We start from the raw sequence: 19,311 nt of genomic DNA, 5'->3' as shown, positions 1-19,311 counted from the left end.
TCCAGTCACTTCTCATGAGGCAGTAGTCATATCTGATAGGTCAGATGGTTTTTAAAAAATAAGATTATTATTTTGCAATAAAAACGATCTAAGAAAACCATGTCATGCATGCTGCCATTAGCATGCAGTGGTAAACTGACAGAATTAGCATGTATTATAGTAAATCATCCATCGATGCATATATAATAATATAAAATTATTATGTATATTATATATACAATACACACATATTTACGTGTAACATTGTAATACATAATGCATACTTGTTATATCACTTTAATTGTATACGCTAATACGTATTAGCGTATACGCTCACCAGTAAATACGCTGCGTATCTCAGATGGATGCATTCGCCAACCTATCTCACCTGCTAATACTGGAAAGTTATGTCCAAATTGTTCGAATAATTCTGTTGAATAGCGACAAGGGGGATGATTAGTGATATTGGCGCTAGTTGAAACCAGCGCTGTATTACATGCAAGGCATAAATCAATAACAGAAGGGTGACTACTAACCCGCACTGCCAGTGTACTTAGCCCTCCTGTTAACCAATATGGCACCATGTTGCGTGCAGGAAGTATCCACGTCACTGGGCCGGGCCAGGTAGAAAAGATTAGCTCTTTTTGCTGTAATGATAATTGCTCATCAGCAACCCAAGGAATCAATTGTTCATAGTTAGCGGCAATGAGAATGAGGCCTTTTTTGATAGAGCGTTTCTTTAAGGTAAGCAAACGCATTACGGCTTTTTTCTGAGCAGGATTACAACCCAGCCCAAACATCGCTTCAGTTGGATAAGCAATGACTAAGGCATTACCTACATAGGTAGCGCATTGTAACAGGGAATGCATGATAAGACTCATTATTACGCTAGTGACCTCTAGAGAATCTGTAAAGTAAACATGATGCTGTGCAAAACCATATGATGTGTATATGCATGTGGTATATGCGTAGCATATTTGTTTAATGGGTCAACAATAAAGAGTAAAAGACTGTATATAGTATATATATAATGTATGATTTATTATTGGTTGTGATTTAAGATACTAGAAATCTGTATGTTAGGTGCGTGATTGCACTAACAGTGCATGTTAGTTAGCATGTCTTTTCTTAAGCTTAAGACGGTCCTCTTACTGAATTGAGTTATTAGTAACTCATTAATTGAGTTATTAGTCACTCAGGTCTGTAATAATGGTTTCACATAACAATAATTTTTTTCTTTAATTATATTACAATGCGCAATAGTATCTCTAACACCTTCGACTATAATTAATTGCTAGATTCTGTATATTTATTTTTTGTGATATTTGTGATAATACAGTAGCTTTGTATTTAATTTTAACGGCCAGATATTGTCAGTAAATTAGACAATTAGAGTAATACAAGTTTGTGATGCCTAATATATGCTATGTTTTGTTTTCGAGAAGATAGGTATATCATATAATGCATAGTGAGGCTTTTATCTACAAGAAAACTCGTCAATTTTAGGAGAATGCTTTATCATAAACTATTTAATAAACTTATATGTTTAAGTTCTATCTTCGTTAGTAATAATTAATGAACCACTCTTTCATTTAAGTCAAAAATTAATTCTTCCATTTTTTTGTAAGAACTTTCACAGCCAGGGGTGTTAAAAAGAACCATAAGCACAACCCACTTTAGGTCTTCTATCTGAAGATCAAGAGTATCAAGCGCCATAATACGCTCGATAACTATCTCACGTGTTTCTAAATTTAATACGTGAATCTGCTCCAGGAATAGCATAAAACCACGACAGTGAACATCTAGCAGCTGCTTTTCGGCTATAGTATAAACACGCATCGATAGGGGATTAGAGGATAGAAACATTGAAGATTCCCGCCTAGATTGATAATCTACTCATGGCTTTAATTAATTAAATTAAATTTGCTGTAACTTAATTAAACTAAATTAAATGCATTTATAATATTTTTGCGATAAAAATCAGCGAATAAACCAAGATCAGCTAGCTACAGCTAGCTGATCTTGGTTTATTCGTGCTGCCATCTGATGATAGATACATATATGCTTTCAATTAGTATATTAGCGCGCAGCACGTGCAACATGGTCATAACCCCGCTTTTAATTGAATATGGCGCGCTATTCCCGTTAGGTATGGCCTACCTTAGGGGCTGATCCCAGGCATATACTCAGAACAGACAACTTATTATGTGTATAGCTGGATGATGAGTGTCTACTCATTTTCTTACTTTAAACTAGCAGATGGCACATGGTGATGACCAATGACGCTATGTAGTTGAAAAATAATTTTTATTTACATATTGTTGTAAATCCATGATTTACGCACGCTTATAGGTTCAATGAGTGTATAATCATGAAGTAAAAATCTTCCTGTAACTTCTTGAATGCAATGTAGGGGTGGACTGTATTGATACCCTGATCGTCTATCTGAAATATTCAGTCACTTTATGCTATGTACTATATTTTTCTACGCTGGTCATCAGCCAGTTTTTAACTAACTTATGTGATAAATGTGATAACTACGATATTGCGATATAATTATAACTACGACATCATTATCTTGTATGATATACCTGTTAGGTTATATATAAAAACTGTTGGGTTACTGTTGGGTTATATATAAAAGATAATATCTTGCTAATCTTACTATTTAGCTAAATAGTTATTTAGTATACTGGGCATATCAGCGAATATTGTCATGATTTTTTAAGTGATGTGTTTAGTCATTTGCAATCAATTGGTAATAAAACTATAGATATCACATTATATCTGTGGATACGAATTTATTGTAGAATGCAATAAATATTAAATATTGCTGAATTTATATTATTTGTTATTGACTTAAAGTCATGCTTAGTTAGGAGCAGATAACCTGACTAGAGCTTAGCGTTATACTTTTATAGTTAACCATAACGTTTATAACTAACCATAACGTTAACCATCATAACGATTTAACAATGAAAGTTTAACCATAAAATCTCATGCAGTCAATCTTGTATTGAGATTAATTGCATAATAAAATTTTTATCGATTATTAGATCATAATGTTATGTGTAACATACAACAATGGTATTGTATAGACAATAGGCCATGTTGAGCGCAAGGGTATATGTCCGGCGTTATTTTATTATTATGTTGTTCTTATGCGCATGTTAAAACTTAGATTTAAAGAAGAAATATGTAGTAAAAAATCATGCAAAATCTGATTCGAGATATTATACTGTATTTTTAATGCAGTATTTCTAATAAAAAAGATTTTTTTATGCTAATTATAATGTATATAGTTTTTGATAAGTGCGCTGATACCCTAAAAAGGGCAAAATGTATTCATAATCATACCTGCTTCGTCAGAATCTAAATTATGAAATGATACCATCATGGATGTATATTAATCTGTTAAAAATAATTCCAACATACAATTAAGCAATAATTGTCCCTGTTTAGTCACTTTCCAAAATTTATCGGTTTCTATTAAAAAACCTTTTTTTATTGCTATCTCTATTGGAGATCGAATGCTATCTTCTGATAGGCCGGTATAATATGCATATTCATTGCGGGGTATCGCTTCTAGTAAGCGAAATCGATTCATAAAGAATTCAAGAGGTTTTGAGCAATTAGGAACCGCGAAGCGTTTGCACAGATAATGACCAGACATAAATTTCCGCGGATGACGAGTTTTACTAGTTCTAATAATAGAACCATTGAGCTGAGTTAACTTTCCATGAGCGCCACAACCGATTCCTATATAATCACCAAATCGCCAATAATTTAAATTATGTATACAAGCATAATTAGGTTTGGCATATGATGATATTTCATACTGCTTATAACCGGAAACTCTGAGCAGTTTATGGCCTGTGTTGAAAATTCTCCAAAGCTCATCTTCGTCTGGTAATTGTGGAACTGTTGCAGAAAATAAGGTGCATGGTTCAATCATTAATTGATACCATGATACATGCGGTGGATTGAGTGCTATCGCTTTTCGAAGATCGTAGAGTGCTTTTTTCTGAGACTGATTTGGTAATCCATGCATAAGGTCTATATTAAAGCTGCGCAGATCTAAAGAAGTAAGGGTGTGTACTGCTGTTTCTACTTCGTGTGCGCTATACATACGACCTAATTGCGTTAAACTATCTTCTTGAAAGCTTTGCACACCAAGTGAAATCCGATTTACGCCGGCATTTTTATAACCATGAAATCTATCTACCTCTAATGCTCCAGGGTTGGCCTCTATTGTAATTTCTGCATTCTGCGATAACTCTAAACTTTCACGTACTCCATCCAAAAGATATTGTATATTTTTAACATGGAGTAGACTAGGAGTCCCGCCACCGATAAAAATCGTATCAATCTTTCGGTTGGAAGTCAGCGGTATATCTAAGCGAAGATCGTTTAAAAGATGCTGTATATACTGATCTGCTGGAATCTCCTCAACTAATACGTGCGAATTAAAGTCACAGTATGGGCATTTCTTAACACACCAAGGGATGTGAATATAGAGACTTAAATTAGGCAGAATCAACATATGTACGCACTCATAATCTAAAATAATATATTTTGCAAATACTTGTCAATAGTAAGAAATTAATTTTTATTAATTCAACAGCCCATGAGGCGACGTTTATAAGTTTTGTCAAATCATAGTATCATAATAACAGGTTAATGTATTGTGCAGTTGTGCAAAGGATATAAAGGATAGCAATATTTCTAGTATGAACAAATAATTCTATTATTTGAATATTTCATTACAATCTCTCTAGCTAGATAGCTATATTAGAATAATGTTCAGGTAATGAGCATGTGAAGATATCAATAAGTGATATATGTTAAAAGTTAATATTTAAAATATTTAGGATAGTAATTTGTAGTTTCAACCGAAAAAATTATTGTGATGATCAGAAATGAGAGCATAACTTAGGCGATGGCTATGTATTAGACGATACAGTAATAAATCGTATTTTCTTAACGACATGGCCATAATAATAATTATTATACCCGAACCTGCTATAGTAGGTGCTATACTTGACAAATGTTTGGCTATCTGATTAGTGTGATTAATTTGTCAAGGATTGTTATAAGAATGAATCAAATTTTTAATTTTAGTGCTGGGCCGGGCATGTTACCAACAGAAGTCCTGCGTCATGCCCAGAGGGAATTTTTTAATTGGAATGGCATAGGGATTTCTATAATGGAAGTAAGCCACCGCAGTAAAGAATTCATGCAAGTTGCTGAGGAGGCTGAAACAGATTTTAGGGATCTTCTAAATATTCCAAATAACTATAAAGTATTATTTTGCCATGGAGGGGCGCGTGCGCAATTTTCTGCAATTCCATTGAATTTATTAGGCAACAATACTAAGGCGGATTACATTAATAGTGGGCACTGGGCAATAAATGCTATTAGAGAAGCCAAAAAATATTGCGAACCTAACATCATTAATGCTAAAATATCCATTAACGGTCTGCAAGCTATTACTCCGATGGAAAGTTGGAGTATTTCAGATGATTCTGCTTATGTACATTTTTGCCCAAACGAAACTATTGAAGGTGTTGCTATTCATGAGACTCCAGATTTTCGTGGAAAAACTGTCGTAGCGGATCTTTCTTCAACGATTCTTTCGACGCCAATTGATATCAGTAAATATGGTGTCTTATACGCTGGAGCACAAAAAAATATTGGCCCTGCCGGGTTGACACTGGTAGTGATAAGTGAAGACCTTCTTGGTAAGGCGCGTAATGAATTACCTTCAATCTTAAATTATACAGTGCTATCAGAAAGTAACTCCATGTTTAATACCCCCCCTACATTTGCATGGTATTTATCTGGTTTAGTATTTAAATGGTTAAAAAAACAAGGTGGGATTGAAGAATTATCAAAACTCAATAAGGTTAAAGCAGATCTCTTATATAAGACAATTGATAGTAGCAATTTATATCATAACAATGTGGTATGCAATAATCGCTCACGTATAAACATACCATTCTACCTTGTAGACGAAACATTAAATATACGTTTTCTTGAAGAGTCGGTTTCCGCAGGATTACATGCCTTGAAAGGTCATAAGATAGCAGGGGGCATGCGAGCGTCATTATATAATGCCATGCCATTGTCTGGAGTAAGAAAGCTCACTGATTTTATGATTGACTTTGAATATCGTCATCATAGATAGATAACAATCATAGATTGTATCTATCTATGATTGTTATCTATCTATCAGTATTATGAATCAGTATTATGAATAATTTTCTAATCATCCTAGCCATAGAGCTAGCTAGCAATTAATATTAGGCACATAACCAGATATACCATAGTATATGTACATTACATGATATAATTTTATTTTACATGATATAACGTTATTTATTTATATTTTTATTCATTCTTAATGGTAAATCTTAATAGTAAGATGAGAGATATCTCAAGGTAACATTATAGCCTGTTTTATAATGTTACATTAACAAACAGGACATTCAAATTAAAGAAAAATGGCGAATAATTAGGCCTAAAATGTCATGTTAAAGTGGCTCTTGAAAACAATCTATTCATAATCATTCAAGTTGAGATAACAATATTTTTTATACTAAAATCAATATCATGTTATTATGAGGAGTTTGAATTACAGAACAGAGGATTTGTATCACAGGTGTGAACCTGATGATATTTTAAAATAATTACAAAATTATCAGATCAAAATAAAAACTATCTGTTATATACAATAGAAAATAGCGAAAATGCAGCATATATCGTAAAATTGATATTTTAAAACAGATCAGAACTACTCAGATTATAGGTCTTAGATCTATCAGGTAGCTGGTCTAATTTTAGTATAGTTTAATTTCAGTATATACTATATATATAGTATGTATACTATATATATAGTATATATAAACTTATCAAATATAACTTATAAAATATATTATCATTCTCAGCTAATCATGTGATAATTCGCTGATCATATTATAATTTTTAGTGAATTGCTAAGATACATATCTTATCTTAGCAATATCTTAGCAAACTATAGAACCTATGTATACCGATAATAATACCTATCACTACCTCAAGGTGCATGAAGTATGTCAATCTGACAAGTGAGGTATACAATACTGATCGACCTATATTTAGACAGATTAGACAGACACAATCAATGACTATCAAAGTGACTTTATGCACACTTAAGTAAAGTTAGCATAAGTATAGTTATCAGGATAAATCAGTATATTTTTTTAGATTTTTAGAAAATTTTTAGAAAAAATCTATGTACTTTGCATGAGAGAGTGCATAATCTGTAGTGCATTGACAAGGAAGGATGCGAGGATGTATTAATAGATGGAAATGATTCTATCAAGTGATCTGATCATAATAACTGAGATAGTGAGCTATAGTGAGATCGTGAGCATTTTAAAGGTTAAATTTTCAAAATCTTCAATAGCCATCAAGTGACTCTCAATAGAATAGATGTGCATTTTTTAAGGATAGTCAGCATAACTATTTTTAATTTTTAGATAGAGAGCTATGCAAGAGAATTATCATAATGATTTTTGCTCCTGTTGTTACGATAGATGGCCCAAGTGGCTCAGGAAAAGGCACCTTATGTAAAGCGATGTCTCAGGAGCTAAAATGGCACATTTTAGACTCTGGCGCTATTTATAGAGTATTAGCCTTATTAGCATTACATCACCAGGTAGATGTCAGTTCGGAAAAGGCTATTGTTTCACTGGCTGATAATCTTGATGTACAGTTTTTATTTAACAATGGCGCTCTGAAAGTAATGTTAGCCAGAGTAGATATTTCTATGCAAATTCGTAGTCAGACAGTTAGTGATCTTGCATCTCGGATTGCTTTATTTCCTCATGTTCGTAAAGTATTGCTTAGTTTTCAGCGTAGTTTTCGTAAGTTTCCTGGGTTGATCGCTGATGGTCGTGATATGGGGACAATAGTATTTCCAGACACCCCTTTAAAGATTTTTCTTCATGCTAATTTAGAGGTGAGAACTAATCGACGTATGCTACAGTTGCACAAAAACGGTGTTAATGTTAATTTTAATGCACTGTTATCTCAGATGCAAGAACGCGATGAACGTGATTGTAATCGCTCTATTGCACCACTGCTCTTGGCAGATGATGTTTTGATAATTAATTCAACCCACATACCAAGAAATCAAGTAACTGAAATAGCATTACATTATGTGCGCACAAAACTAACATGAGTGTTAGTAGGCAGTATATTAATTGAACAGGGTCTAAACACTTAACAGCTCAACAAAAATATACATCTCACTCTGTGTTATGGATGCCATGGATAATATGAACCAACCCACGTATTAGGATGATAGGTGGACGTTAAATGCAAGAATCTTGAAGATTACCAATATGACTGAATCTTTTGCTCAATTATTTGAAGAATCTCTAAAAACAACTGAAACTCGCCCAGGGTCTATCATACGTGGTGTTGTGATCTCAATTGACAAAGACGTTGTTTTGGTAGATGCGGGTTTAAAATCGGAATCTACGATTTCTGTAGAACAATTTAAGAACGCAGCGGGTAAACTAGAAATTAGTGTAGGTGATCAGGTAGACGTCGCTCTAGACGCAGTGGAAGATGGTTTTGGAGAGACAGTATTGTCGCGTGAAAAAGCAAAACGCTACGAAGCCTGGGTTGTATTAGAAGAAGCTTATATTAGTTCGAAAAATGTTATAGGTGTTATTAATGGGAAAGTAAAAGGAGGCTTTACAGTGGAGTTAACTGGCATTCGGGCATTCTTGCCAGGATCGCTAGTAGATGTACGGCCAGTTCGTGATACAAGTTATTTAGAAGGCAAAGAGTTAGAGTTCAAAGTAATCAAACTAGATCAAAAAAGAAATAATGTGGTTGTTTCTCGTCGAGCAGTCATTGAATCCGAGCACAGCGCAGAACGTGATCACTTATTGGCTAATCTACAGGAAGGTTTATCAGTGCCAGGTGTGGTAAAAAATCTGACAGATTATGGTGCATTTGTTGATCTAGGTGGTGTGGATGGTTTATTGCATATTACTGACATGGCCTGGAAGCGCGTTAAACATCCAGGAGAAATAGTTGCCGTTGGGGATGAAATTACTGTTAAAATTCTCAAGTTTGATCGTGAAAGAACGCGTGTTTCTTTAGGGTTAAAACAGTTAGGCGAAGACCCTTGGGTTGCTATTGCAAAGAGGTATCCAGAAGGCATCAAACTCAACGGTCGAGTGACAAATCTAGCAGATTATGGATGTTTTGTTGAACTTGAAGAGGGCGTAGAAGGTTTAGTTCACGTTTCAGAAATGGACTGGACAAACAAAAATATCCATCCATCTAAAATTGTTAATGTATATGATGTAGTAGAAGTGATGGTTTTAGATATCGATGAAGAGCGCCGTCGTATCTCGCTAGGCTTAAAGCAATGTAAAGCTAACCCCTGGCAGAAATTTGCAGAGACTTATAATAAAAATGACCGAGTCCAGGGAAAGATTAAATCCATTACAGATTTTGGGATCTTCATTGGCTTGGAAGGTGGTATTGATGGTCTAGTTCATCTTTCTGACATATCTTGGAGTACGTCAGGAGAAGATATAGTGCGTGACTACAAAAAAGGTGATGAAATTTCTACAGTTGTTTTACAAGTTGATGCGGAGAGAGAAAGGATTTCTTTAGGTGTTAAGCAGCTAGTAGAAGATCCATTTAGTGCTTACCTTGCTGCTAACAAGAAAGGTGTAATTGTACATGGTCATATCATGGCAATTGATCCTAAAGGTATCATGGTAAAATTAAATGACGGCATAGATGGTTATCTATCATTCGCTGAAGAGGAGGGTCATACAGAAGATGCCGCTCCTATCATGAAAATTGGAGATTATATCTCTGCTAAATTTACCGGAATTGATCGTAAAAATCGACTTTTGCTGTTATCTAGTCGACCTAAGGATCAACCTAATACAAGAGAAGTTATAACACCTACACTATATAAACAAGAAGAGGAAACTTTTACTAGTGCTATGGCAGAAGCCTTTAAAGTTGCAAAAAGTGAGTAATGCTCATGAGATTACTGAGATTAACTATTAGGTAATCACCGTGTATTGATCTCTTGATAAGATATTCTTAGAGAATCTTTTCACCACAAAAGCACTACCTAAAAGGCCACACAGTCAATTAATTGAATACGGTGGTAAAGATTGTAAAAAGTGTAGTAAAATATTGAAACATGTTATAGATTGATAAGTTTTTCATTATACTACCTTAATGCTTGATTCGTGGATATCATTAAACACAGGATACCATTGAGTACGAGGGTGAATATCTACCGTATTCTACGGTAGATATAATGTCTGTTATAGTAGAGATTTTATATCTATATGTTATATAACAAGACCATCTTAAACAGCACAACATTAATGGAACATTATTAATTCGAATTCAAAATATGCTAGTTTTTAGCAGTAAGTGATAATTGCTACAAGAGCTGTATAGATTGTTATGTTAATTTCACTTAATCCTACATTTGATGATTATACTATAAGTGATAGCTGCTGTAAGTAATGTCAGTAATACTCCCTAATGTAAAATCATGAAGGTATTAGGGTTATCTTAGAAAGATATGCTATATGTAGTAGATAACTTCGTATTTATAAAAAGGTGTGTTCACTCATTTTTCTAACAATACATGCCCTACATCTTTAATTAGAAGATTTTATATTATAGTATTTACTATGGTGTGAGATGGTGTACGCAGAGAGTTCGCTATAGAAACATTTGGCTTTTAACAAATACTATCATTAAATCTCTATGCTTCGTTTCAGCTATATCCGTTTTTTATAGTTATGATAGTTATCATGACGACAGAGATATTCTGTTATACATTGATAGTTTATGAATTATCAGTATAAATCAGTATAATTTCGAAAAACATCTCGTTTAAAATTTCACACTATATCATTTACCTGAGAACTATATTGTAATATATATATCGCTAAGCGCCAATTCATAATTTATGAGATTTTCTAAAAAAACTAAAATGTATCAAACATACAGGTAGCCCTTTTAGTTCAGATTTGTATATCAGGAATATCTATAATGCATGATATTAATGACCTGAAGTATTTACTTAAACATGAGTGCGCTGTCGTTTTAGCCTATAGCGGCGGTCTAGATTCAAGTGTTCTTTTACATCAACTAGTTCAGCTCAGAAAACAACGTCCTGATTTTCAATTAAGAGCCGTACATATTCATCATGGACTTCATGTATCTGCTGATACATGGGCCGAACATTGTTCACAGCAATGTGCAATATGGGGAGTTCCTTATGTTATAGAAAAAGTGCATGTTCATTCTCGGCAACGAATGGGCGTGGAAGCTGAAGCTAGAAAGGCTCGTTACAACGCATTGTACAAGACAATGAAAAAAGAAGAAACCTTGTTAACTGCGCAGCATCAGGATGATCAGAGCGAAACAGTTTTATTAGCTTTAAAGCGTGGCAGTGGGCCAGCTGGTCTCTCCGCTATGGCGCAAACGAAGACCCATGAAGATTATCTTCACATACGACCTTTTTTGATGAAAAGTCGATCTGAATTAGAAGCATGGGCTGACTATTATCATCTATCTTGGATTACAGATGACAGCAATCAGGATATACGTTATGATCGTAATTTTTTACGTTTACGTGTAATGCCTTTATTGAATAAACGTTGGCCTTCTTTTTCACGTACAGTGTCTCGTAGCGCGCGGCTTTGTGCTGAACAGCATAGTGTGCTTAATGAGTTTCTTGAGGAAACGCTTAATCCATTAATGGATAGCTCTAATGCTTTATATTTTTTACCATTAAAAGTTATGAGTGCAGCTCGGCGTTCTGCAATTTTTCGGCTTTGGATTCTGCATCATAATGGATGTTTACCATCCTATCATGTTCTACAAAAAATATGGACGGAGGTTGCTTGTAGTCGTTTAGGTGCCAATCCAAAATTACAGTTTGGACAATATGAAGTTCGGCGCTTTCGTGATCGTCTCTACTATTTGGCCGTAACGAAACCATTAGGAGCCTGCCAATTAATATGGTCTTCTCCCTGGCTTACATTGTCATTACCTGATGGATTAGGTGAAATACGACAGTCTCTAAAGGGTATTACTCTGCGTTATCCTCAAGCTAATGCGGAAGTGAGTGTGCGTTTTCAAGCTCAAGGTGAGTTTTATGTGCATGGTCGTTCTGGTAAGCGTTCATTAAAAAAATTATGGCAAGAATATAGAATTCCACCCTGGAGACGCCAACGCGTTCCATTAATTTTTTATAATGATTATTTAGTGACAGCTCTGAGTGTCTTTGTTACTGATTATGGCGCTCCAGGCCCAGGTAGAAAGACCTGGAATATTTCTTGGCATCAGCATGATACTGTCTTACCATTCGGTAAGACTGCCATCAAGTATGAAGAATAATGAAAACCATTCTACACAATAGATGCGCGCAAGCGAAAGATTTTTTATTTTTTATCAAAATTAAAATGTGCTCCACATCAACCGATTCAAGATAATCTTGAATATTGAATAATAAGTTATATTTTACTATTGAAATAATCTCTTGTTACCGTATATAAGGAAGAGAATATATTAGAATATTATATAATAGTTAATAGTTAATAGTTAATAGTGAATAGTTCATAGTGTGGATAGGTGATTTAAAATATAGCGTACTTGAATTTTCTTATTTAAAGTCATGTTTAATCAAAAACTAAAATAGCACAAAATATTTATAGCAGTTATCAATTTCAAAGTGATTGCTGGAACCTATGCTGGAACATAAAACGTAATCTTGTAATATGAGATAGATAAGGTTATTGAACCTCCTAATAGGCATGTTATTCAGCATATCAGACTAAGAAAGCGACTGATATGATTCAATCACTGTCTTAAACTCAATTCATGGTGAATTAATATTGTAAATTGCCCTGAATATATTTGGCGTATTCCTATTTAAAAGTAGGTCATGATAACATCTCTCTTCAGAGAAGTTATAAACTTTAGCAGAGATTGGGTGTATTCTAAAAAATATGATGAGTTATGACAAGAAGTTCAATACACAGGGAGCAAAAACAGGCAATGAACGTTGATAAATAATTGATTTAGCAGATTCTATGCAGAATTTTCTAATCTCTGAAAGTAACTTTTTCATAAATAATCCACAATGAAACTATCAGTTAAAAATAATCGTTTTATTTATTGTATTAAATAAAAATAAGCGACTTTTTTTAAAAAAAACAACCTAGTTTTACCGGAATAAGTAGGTTTATCATGATTGATCTGTGATATTTAAGTCAAGACATTACTCAGTGTCGACGTGGAAGATAAAAGAATCAATAAGTTATCAATAAAGAATGAACTCTGCGAAGCAGATAAGAAGATCATGAGAGGATGAATTAAATACGTCATCCAAAATAAAATAACGATTTAGTATCTGTGTGTATTGTCACTAAGATACTTCAGGTCGCTCATGCAATTTGCAATCTTCATGAAAAACAGACAGTTCTTTATTTTCTAAAACAAAGAACTTGAGGTTCACTATTTTCACTATTTTAAATTTATTAGAGTAGATGATATATTGAAGAAAATTACCAAAAACAACGATGTTCTGTTAGGTATGGATTATCTGAATGGTAAATTTTTGCTAAAGCAATAACCTCTTATCACACGAGAGATGTCCTATGATTCATTGTAGAGTTATGTTATATTAAGACTGGTTCTTGCCAATGGCGCTATTGTTGTATACATTATGAGCATAATAATACTATTAGTGATATAGTAAAACTGATTAAAAACTGATTAAGGTGGGCCTTAATCAGTTTTATAGGAATTGATTAAAGAACGCACATAGCCTTACTGGGTGAACTAGTATAATAGTCATTAAGCCAGACAGTATATCCTAGGCATCATTAGATCGTAAGTTTCATGTCAAGGCCCCTTAGCTCAGGCGGTCAGAGCAGGCGACTCATAATCGCTTGGTCGCTGGTTCAAGTCCAGCAGGGGCCATCATTTTAGTATATGATATAGTGTATGTATTATAGCTTCATACTCTCTCATTTGATTATGCAAGGTAGAGACTCTACTTCTATAGAGTTAATGTTATATGGCTTTATTTTTAGGTGAGCATTTGACTCATGAGATTTCACTATGATATGGATATTAATGATATGTATATCGTTGGATAGTCTTAAGATCAAGATTTAACATCAAATATGATGTAGATATCATCTGTTTCTTGATGTAGTGCACTTCTACTAAACCTTTAACTTGAATTTATTAGTGATTATTTCGCTACTAATGTTTTGTAGTAAAAAGAGCGTTAATAATTGTGTATGCTAAATTCTGCATAATTCTTTTATAGATTGCTATCTCTTTGCATTTGACAAGCTCATCTCTATTATCTTCATTCATGCTATATATATTATATCTCAAAAATTATATCTCAAAATATATCAAAATAAAGCCTCCAGTATATCTATATATATCAATATATTGGAGATTATGTCTTTATCAGTTAGAATTATAACAAGAGCAAATATTATATATATGCGCTAATGTGCATATAATGTTTTTGCTATAAAATTCTAGAAAGTTCTGAATGATACTCAACAAATTAAGCGTAACGGACAAAAAATGAGAATATTACATTGTAATTTCATTGTGTAATACTTTAGGGTTACTCTGCGTTTACAGAATTGTAAAATAAGGTTTCAAACAATTTTTTGGGTTCAAATGATTGGTACAACAATGATTTTCATCATAGTATGTTTGTGTATTTTTTATGCGGGATACTAACAGAATTTCGATATGATTATTTATATAGCATCATTGAACATATTAAGGAGTAATATTTAATTACAATATTATTGTATTGATGCAAACCCAAATGTAATTATCAGTCGATAATAGTTTGTGCTCACACCACTAGATACTAGCAGATTTAGGGTCGGATAATTGCATATAAAATCGAATAGCCTATGACTGATATTCTTATAGTATACATGATATGATAGGATATATAAAATTCATTACTGATAAGTAAAAAATGTTTACCAAATCCCCTTTTAAGAGACAAGATTATGTTTGATAATTTAAGTGCTAGCATTTCCAATGCCCTGCGTAATATTACTGGTCGTGGTAGGCTAACTAAAGACAATATAAAAGATATTTTACAAAAAATACGTATATCATTATTAGAAGCAGATGTATCTCTAATAGTAGTGAATGAATCTTTGGCACGAATCCAATCAAATGCATTGAATCATGTAGTTAACAATAACTTAACTCCAGGTCAAGAATTCCTTAAGATTGTAAAAAACGAGCTAGTCGCAATCATGGGAAAAAAACATTGTGCTCTAAACTTACAAGTGACGCCACCAGTAGTTATGTTAATGGTAGGTCAGCAAGGAGTAGGCAAGACGACTAGTGTCGGAAAGCTCGGTAAATTTTTATGTGATAAGCATCACAAAAAGATACTAGTCACTTCTGTTGATATTTATCGGCCAGCAGCAATAAAACAGTTAAAAATTTTAACTGAACAAGTAGGCATTGACTTTTATTCATCAGAATCTTATGCGAAACCAATTGATATAGCCAAAGATGCCTTACAGCAAGCTAGAATAAAATTCTATGACGTATTATTAGTGGATACAGCTGGTCGTTTACACACCGATAATGTCATGATGCAAGAAATTCAACAAATCCATTTTGCCATACAACCTGTTGAAACCCTGCTAGTTGCTGACGCGATGACTGGTCAGGATGCGGCTAATATTGCTAAATCATTCAATAGCATGCTTCCATTAACAGGTATAGTATTAACTAAAGTAGATAGCGACACCCGTGGAGGAGCGGCGTTATCTATGTGTCATATCACAGGTCAACCTATTAAGTTTATAGGGATAGGAGAAAAAAATGAGGCTTTGGAGCCTTTTTATCCAGATCGTATTGCTTCACGTATATTAGGCATGGGTGATATATTATCGTTAATTGAGGATATTGAAAACAAGGTAAATCGCGAAAAAGCTAAAAAAATAGCCTCTTCTTTTAAAAAAACTAATACTTTTAATCTGAATGATTTTTTAGATCATCTACAACAGTTACGTGATATAGGAGGTATGAATTCCTTAGTCGAAAAACTACCAGGTATTGGAAGCTTACCAGAGAGTGTAAGATCTCAAATGAATGATATTTCACTGAAGCGCATGGAGGTGATAATACAATCTATGACAGGTTTAGAGCGTATACATCCTGAAATTATTAAAGGTTCACGCAAACGAAGAATTGCTTCAGGTTCAGGCACGTCAGTACAGGACGTCAATCAGTTTTTAAAACAATTTAATGAAATGCAGGCTATGATGAAAAAAATAAAGAAAGGTGGTATAAAAAACATGATGCGTAATATGAAAGGCCTTATGTCACCTGGAGCTTTTATATAAGATAACAGATTACTGCACACCTATGTCGGATAGAGTCTAAGTGATGATTAGTTGCACCTATCATGCAAAAAAGGATTCGATAAAGGTGTCTGAGAACAGTGCATTATATCAAATACTGTATGCATCAAATACAATTTAATGGTATCTTGATATTTATAAAATAATAGTCTTATATTTTTATACTATTATCGGTCAAGCGTCATGATTACTCATGATTGCCTATAATTACAGCAAATATAAAATATAATTTTATTAGTTTTTGAAAAGTAATATATAAGAAAGATCCACTCTTTCATTTTTGATGTAGACCACAACACAAAAGTAGTATCGTATTGTCAATATAACACCCTGATTGCTAAGTTTAGTGTTATATATTTTATTATATTTTATATCTTTAATTCATATTAAAGATAATGTTCTAAGTGTGTATAGTTTAAATTATAGCTTTGTCTCTCAGTAACATCCACTCATACTAGATAGTCATATCTTCTTTAATTTTCCGTGGGATGCATGTCCAATGTCCATAGAATATTATGTATTTTAGGTAAATTTTCAACCAGGGGAAGACTAGTTTTGACTAGACGATGAAGTATGGCATGAGAAGGATGTCGTATAAGGATTTTCCATCGATACCGTCCTCTCTGCTTAGGCTGTAATGCAGGAATCGGACCTATTATCTGGCATGTTAGTGGGTTATACAATGGACTTGATTTTAGCAAAATTAAAATCTTTTTAAGAAATTGACAAGCCCTCTGTTCGTTATAATCTTCCGCACGGAAGAGAGCGCAACTAAAACACGGTGGCAGGAATGCGTTTTTACGCTCTTGAAGCTCTTGCTTAGCAAATGCATGGTACCCTTTATATAAGATAGTTTGTAATAATGGATGTCTAGGATGATAAGTTTGCAATATCACTTCTACCTGTTTATTTCTAGATATCGCACGTTCAGAAATTTGTGCATATAATTGAGAAAATTGCTCTGCCGCCCGAAAGTTTGTAGAAAATAGAACTTGATCTTCATTTATTAATGAAACTAATGCAACATGTGGAAAAGTATGGATTTTAGATATTATTTGTGTACCTACAAAAATATGCGCACCATCATGGTGTACCTCAGCTAATTTGCTTTTTAATGCTTTATGAACCCCGGTGGTTTCACGATCGATACGCGTCAATGGAGTGTATGGAAATAGAGTTTTTAGGTTTTTTTCTAGCTGTTCTATTCCCAAACCAACCGATACAAGATGTGTAGATCCACATTCTAAGCATTGTTTAGGTACTTTTCGTTGACCGTCACAATGATGACAACATAGTTTTTTTACTATATGATAAAAAGTGTAGTTATGGTTACATCTCGAGCATTTACTCGTCCAGCCACATTCGTGGCACAATATAGAAGAAGAAAATCCTCGGCGATTAAGCAATAATAAAACTTTATTATTGCGCATTAGATGTTGGTTAATTTTTTGAATTAAAGTTACAGAAAGGCCGCCCTTGAGTTTCGCACTCTTTAGATCTACCAATATAGGAGTCACTGTTGAAACCCATGGATGAGGTTGAGTAAGATGAATTTGACGATATTTACCTAATTGGACATTATGTAATGACTCTAATGAAGGCGTTGAGGAAACCATAATGATAGGTATTGCTTCCTGTTTTGCGCGTAATATTGCTAAGTCTCGTGCATGATAACGAAAACCCTCTCTCTGTATATAAGAACTGTTATGTTCATCATCTAGAATAATGACACCAAGTTTGTTTAATGGTGAAAATAATACAGAACGGGTTCCAACCATAATAGCGATTTTACCATCACGGGCTTTTTGCCATATATTAAGATGTTTTTTATGGTGTAATTGAGAATGTAGAGTGGCAGTAGGAGCATGCAGTCGTTTCTGAACAAGAGATATAGTTTGGGATATTAAATAAATTTCTGGTACTAATATTAGAGCTTGCTGGCCTCTTGTAAGAATGTTTTCTATAAAATTTAAATATACTGCAGTTTTACCAGACCCGATCATGCCAGTCAGAAGCCAGGCAGAAAATTGATGATCTGTTCCCCGAATGGTAGATACAGCGTTAGCTTGTTCCGCGTTTAATTGAATCCCTAAGCTAATTGTAGAATAGCTATAGAGAGCGTTCTTGTGTTGCTTTAGGTGTGGCCGTAACTGATTCCGCTCTTTAGTGCGTGGGGATTCTAATTTAGCTTGCATTGTATTTTGTTGATTGGTGTCTTCTTGTGGGCCTCCTGCGTCAGCAATGGAGGTGATCCTTTTCTTGTTATCATCAGACTTTAGATTATTTGATGTTTTTGAATATGACCCTAAATTATTAATTGTATACTGATCAAGAGGAGCATTGTCTACGACACATCCTCGACGTAATAGAAAGGGAATGGCATTGAGTAAGATTTTACCTAATGAAAAATGATAGTAATTTGCAGCCCAATGTAATGTGCGCCATAAAGCAGGATAATATAATGAACAAATATCTAATGATTTGTATATAGTTGGTAACTCGCTGTGTAAAGAATTATTTTTTTTAGAAACTTTTATCACGATGCCAATCATTAAGCGATTACCAAAAGGTACACTCACACGCCCACCAATCGCTATCTTGTTTAGATTGTTAGGTACAAGATATATCATTAAGTGATTGACTTGAGAAATGGGTAGTGCAACGTGCACAATCGACATGTTCAATCCGGATAGTTAATAGCTACTGAATTAGTTAAGATTTAATTACTTTAATAAACTGATTTTATAATTCATAAAACTGATTTTATAATTCATATCAAAAATAATGTTTCTCAATTGAGGTGACTGAGAATAAGTAATAATACTAATGGATCATTGTTTGAGCA

General features: G+C 33.8%; 8 protein-coding genes, 1 tRNA gene and 1 pseudogene. 6 read left to right on the top strand and 4 right to left on the bottom strand.

Translation table 11 applies throughout. The features are described 5' to 3' along the window. Window positions 1–299 precede the first annotated feature (299 nt). From tsaC to hemW, 3 genes and pseudogenes are all read right to left on the bottom strand, one after another. Window positions 300–860, bottom strand: a complete 561-nt coding sequence (gene tsaC, locus CIPSTX3056_RS03375) for an L-threonylcarbamoyladenylate synthase type 1 TsaC (protein WP_072666505.1) — start codon at window positions 858–860, stop codon at window positions 300–302. Window positions 861–1,551: 691 nt separating this feature from the next. Then, window positions 1,552–1,872, bottom strand: a pseudogene (locus CIPSTX3056_RS03370) (DUF494 family protein); the annotation flags it as partial. A gap of 1,513 nt (window positions 1,873–3,385) precedes the next feature. Then, on the bottom strand, window positions 3,386–4,522 hold the full coding sequence (gene hemW, locus CIPSTX3056_RS03365) for a radical SAM family heme chaperone HemW (protein WP_072666504.1): 1,137 nt from the start codon (window positions 4,520–4,522) through the stop codon (window positions 3,386–3,388). Window positions 4,523–5,077: 555 nt separating this feature from the next. Between hemW and serC the strand changes: the two genes are divergently transcribed. From serC to ffh, 6 genes are all read left to right on the top strand, one after another. Next, complete coding sequence (serC, locus tag CIPSTX3056_RS03360; RefSeq protein ID WP_072666503.1) at window positions 5,078–6,166, top strand: 3-phosphoserine/phosphohydroxythreonine transaminase; 1,089 nt, start codon at window positions 5,078–5,080, stop codon at window positions 6,164–6,166. A gap of 1,359 nt (window positions 6,167–7,525) precedes the next feature. Beyond that, entirely contained in the window at window positions 7,526–8,203 is a 678-nt protein-coding gene (gene cmk / locus CIPSTX3056_RS03355) for a (d)CMP kinase (protein WP_125918805.1), read from the top strand. A 163-nt stretch (window positions 8,204–8,366) separates the two neighbouring features. Beyond that, on the top strand, window positions 8,367–10,037 hold the full coding sequence (rpsA, locus tag CIPSTX3056_RS03350) for a 30S ribosomal protein S1 (protein ID WP_072666501.1): 1,671 nt from the start codon (window positions 8,367–8,369) through the stop codon (window positions 10,035–10,037). Window positions 10,038–11,076: 1,039 nt separating this feature from the next. After that, window positions 11,077–12,429: a tRNA lysidine(34) synthetase TilS gene (gene tilS / locus CIPSTX3056_RS03345; RefSeq protein WP_072666500.1), complete on the top strand. Its 1,353-nt coding sequence runs from the start codon at window positions 11,077–11,079 to the stop codon at window positions 12,427–12,429. 1,513 nt (window positions 12,430–13,942) lie between these two features. Next, window positions 13,943–14,016 (top strand) — tRNA-Ile (locus CIPSTX3056_RS03340). A gap of 1,073 nt (window positions 14,017–15,089) precedes the next feature. Continuing rightward, complete coding sequence (gene ffh, locus CIPSTX3056_RS03335) at window positions 15,090–16,448, top strand: signal recognition particle protein (protein WP_072666499.1); 1,359 nt, start codon at window positions 15,090–15,092, stop codon at window positions 16,446–16,448. A gap of 491 nt (window positions 16,449–16,939) precedes the next feature. Here ffh and priA read toward each other — a convergent pair whose 3' ends face one another. Continuing rightward, a complete protein-coding gene (gene priA / locus CIPSTX3056_RS03330; RefSeq protein ID WP_072666498.1) occupies window positions 16,940–19,144 on the bottom strand; it encodes a primosomal protein N' in 2,205 nt (734 codons plus the stop codon). Between the last annotated feature and the right edge of the window lie 167 nt (window positions 19,145–19,311).

This window comes from Candidatus Erwinia haradaeae, from assembly GCF_900698965.1.
GTDB lineage: Bacteria > Pseudomonadota > Gammaproteobacteria > Enterobacterales > Enterobacteriaceae > Erwinia_E > Erwinia_E haradaeae_A.
The sequence above is the reverse complement of the archived record's forward strand: the minus strand, read 5'-3'. Positions and strand labels throughout refer to the sequence as shown.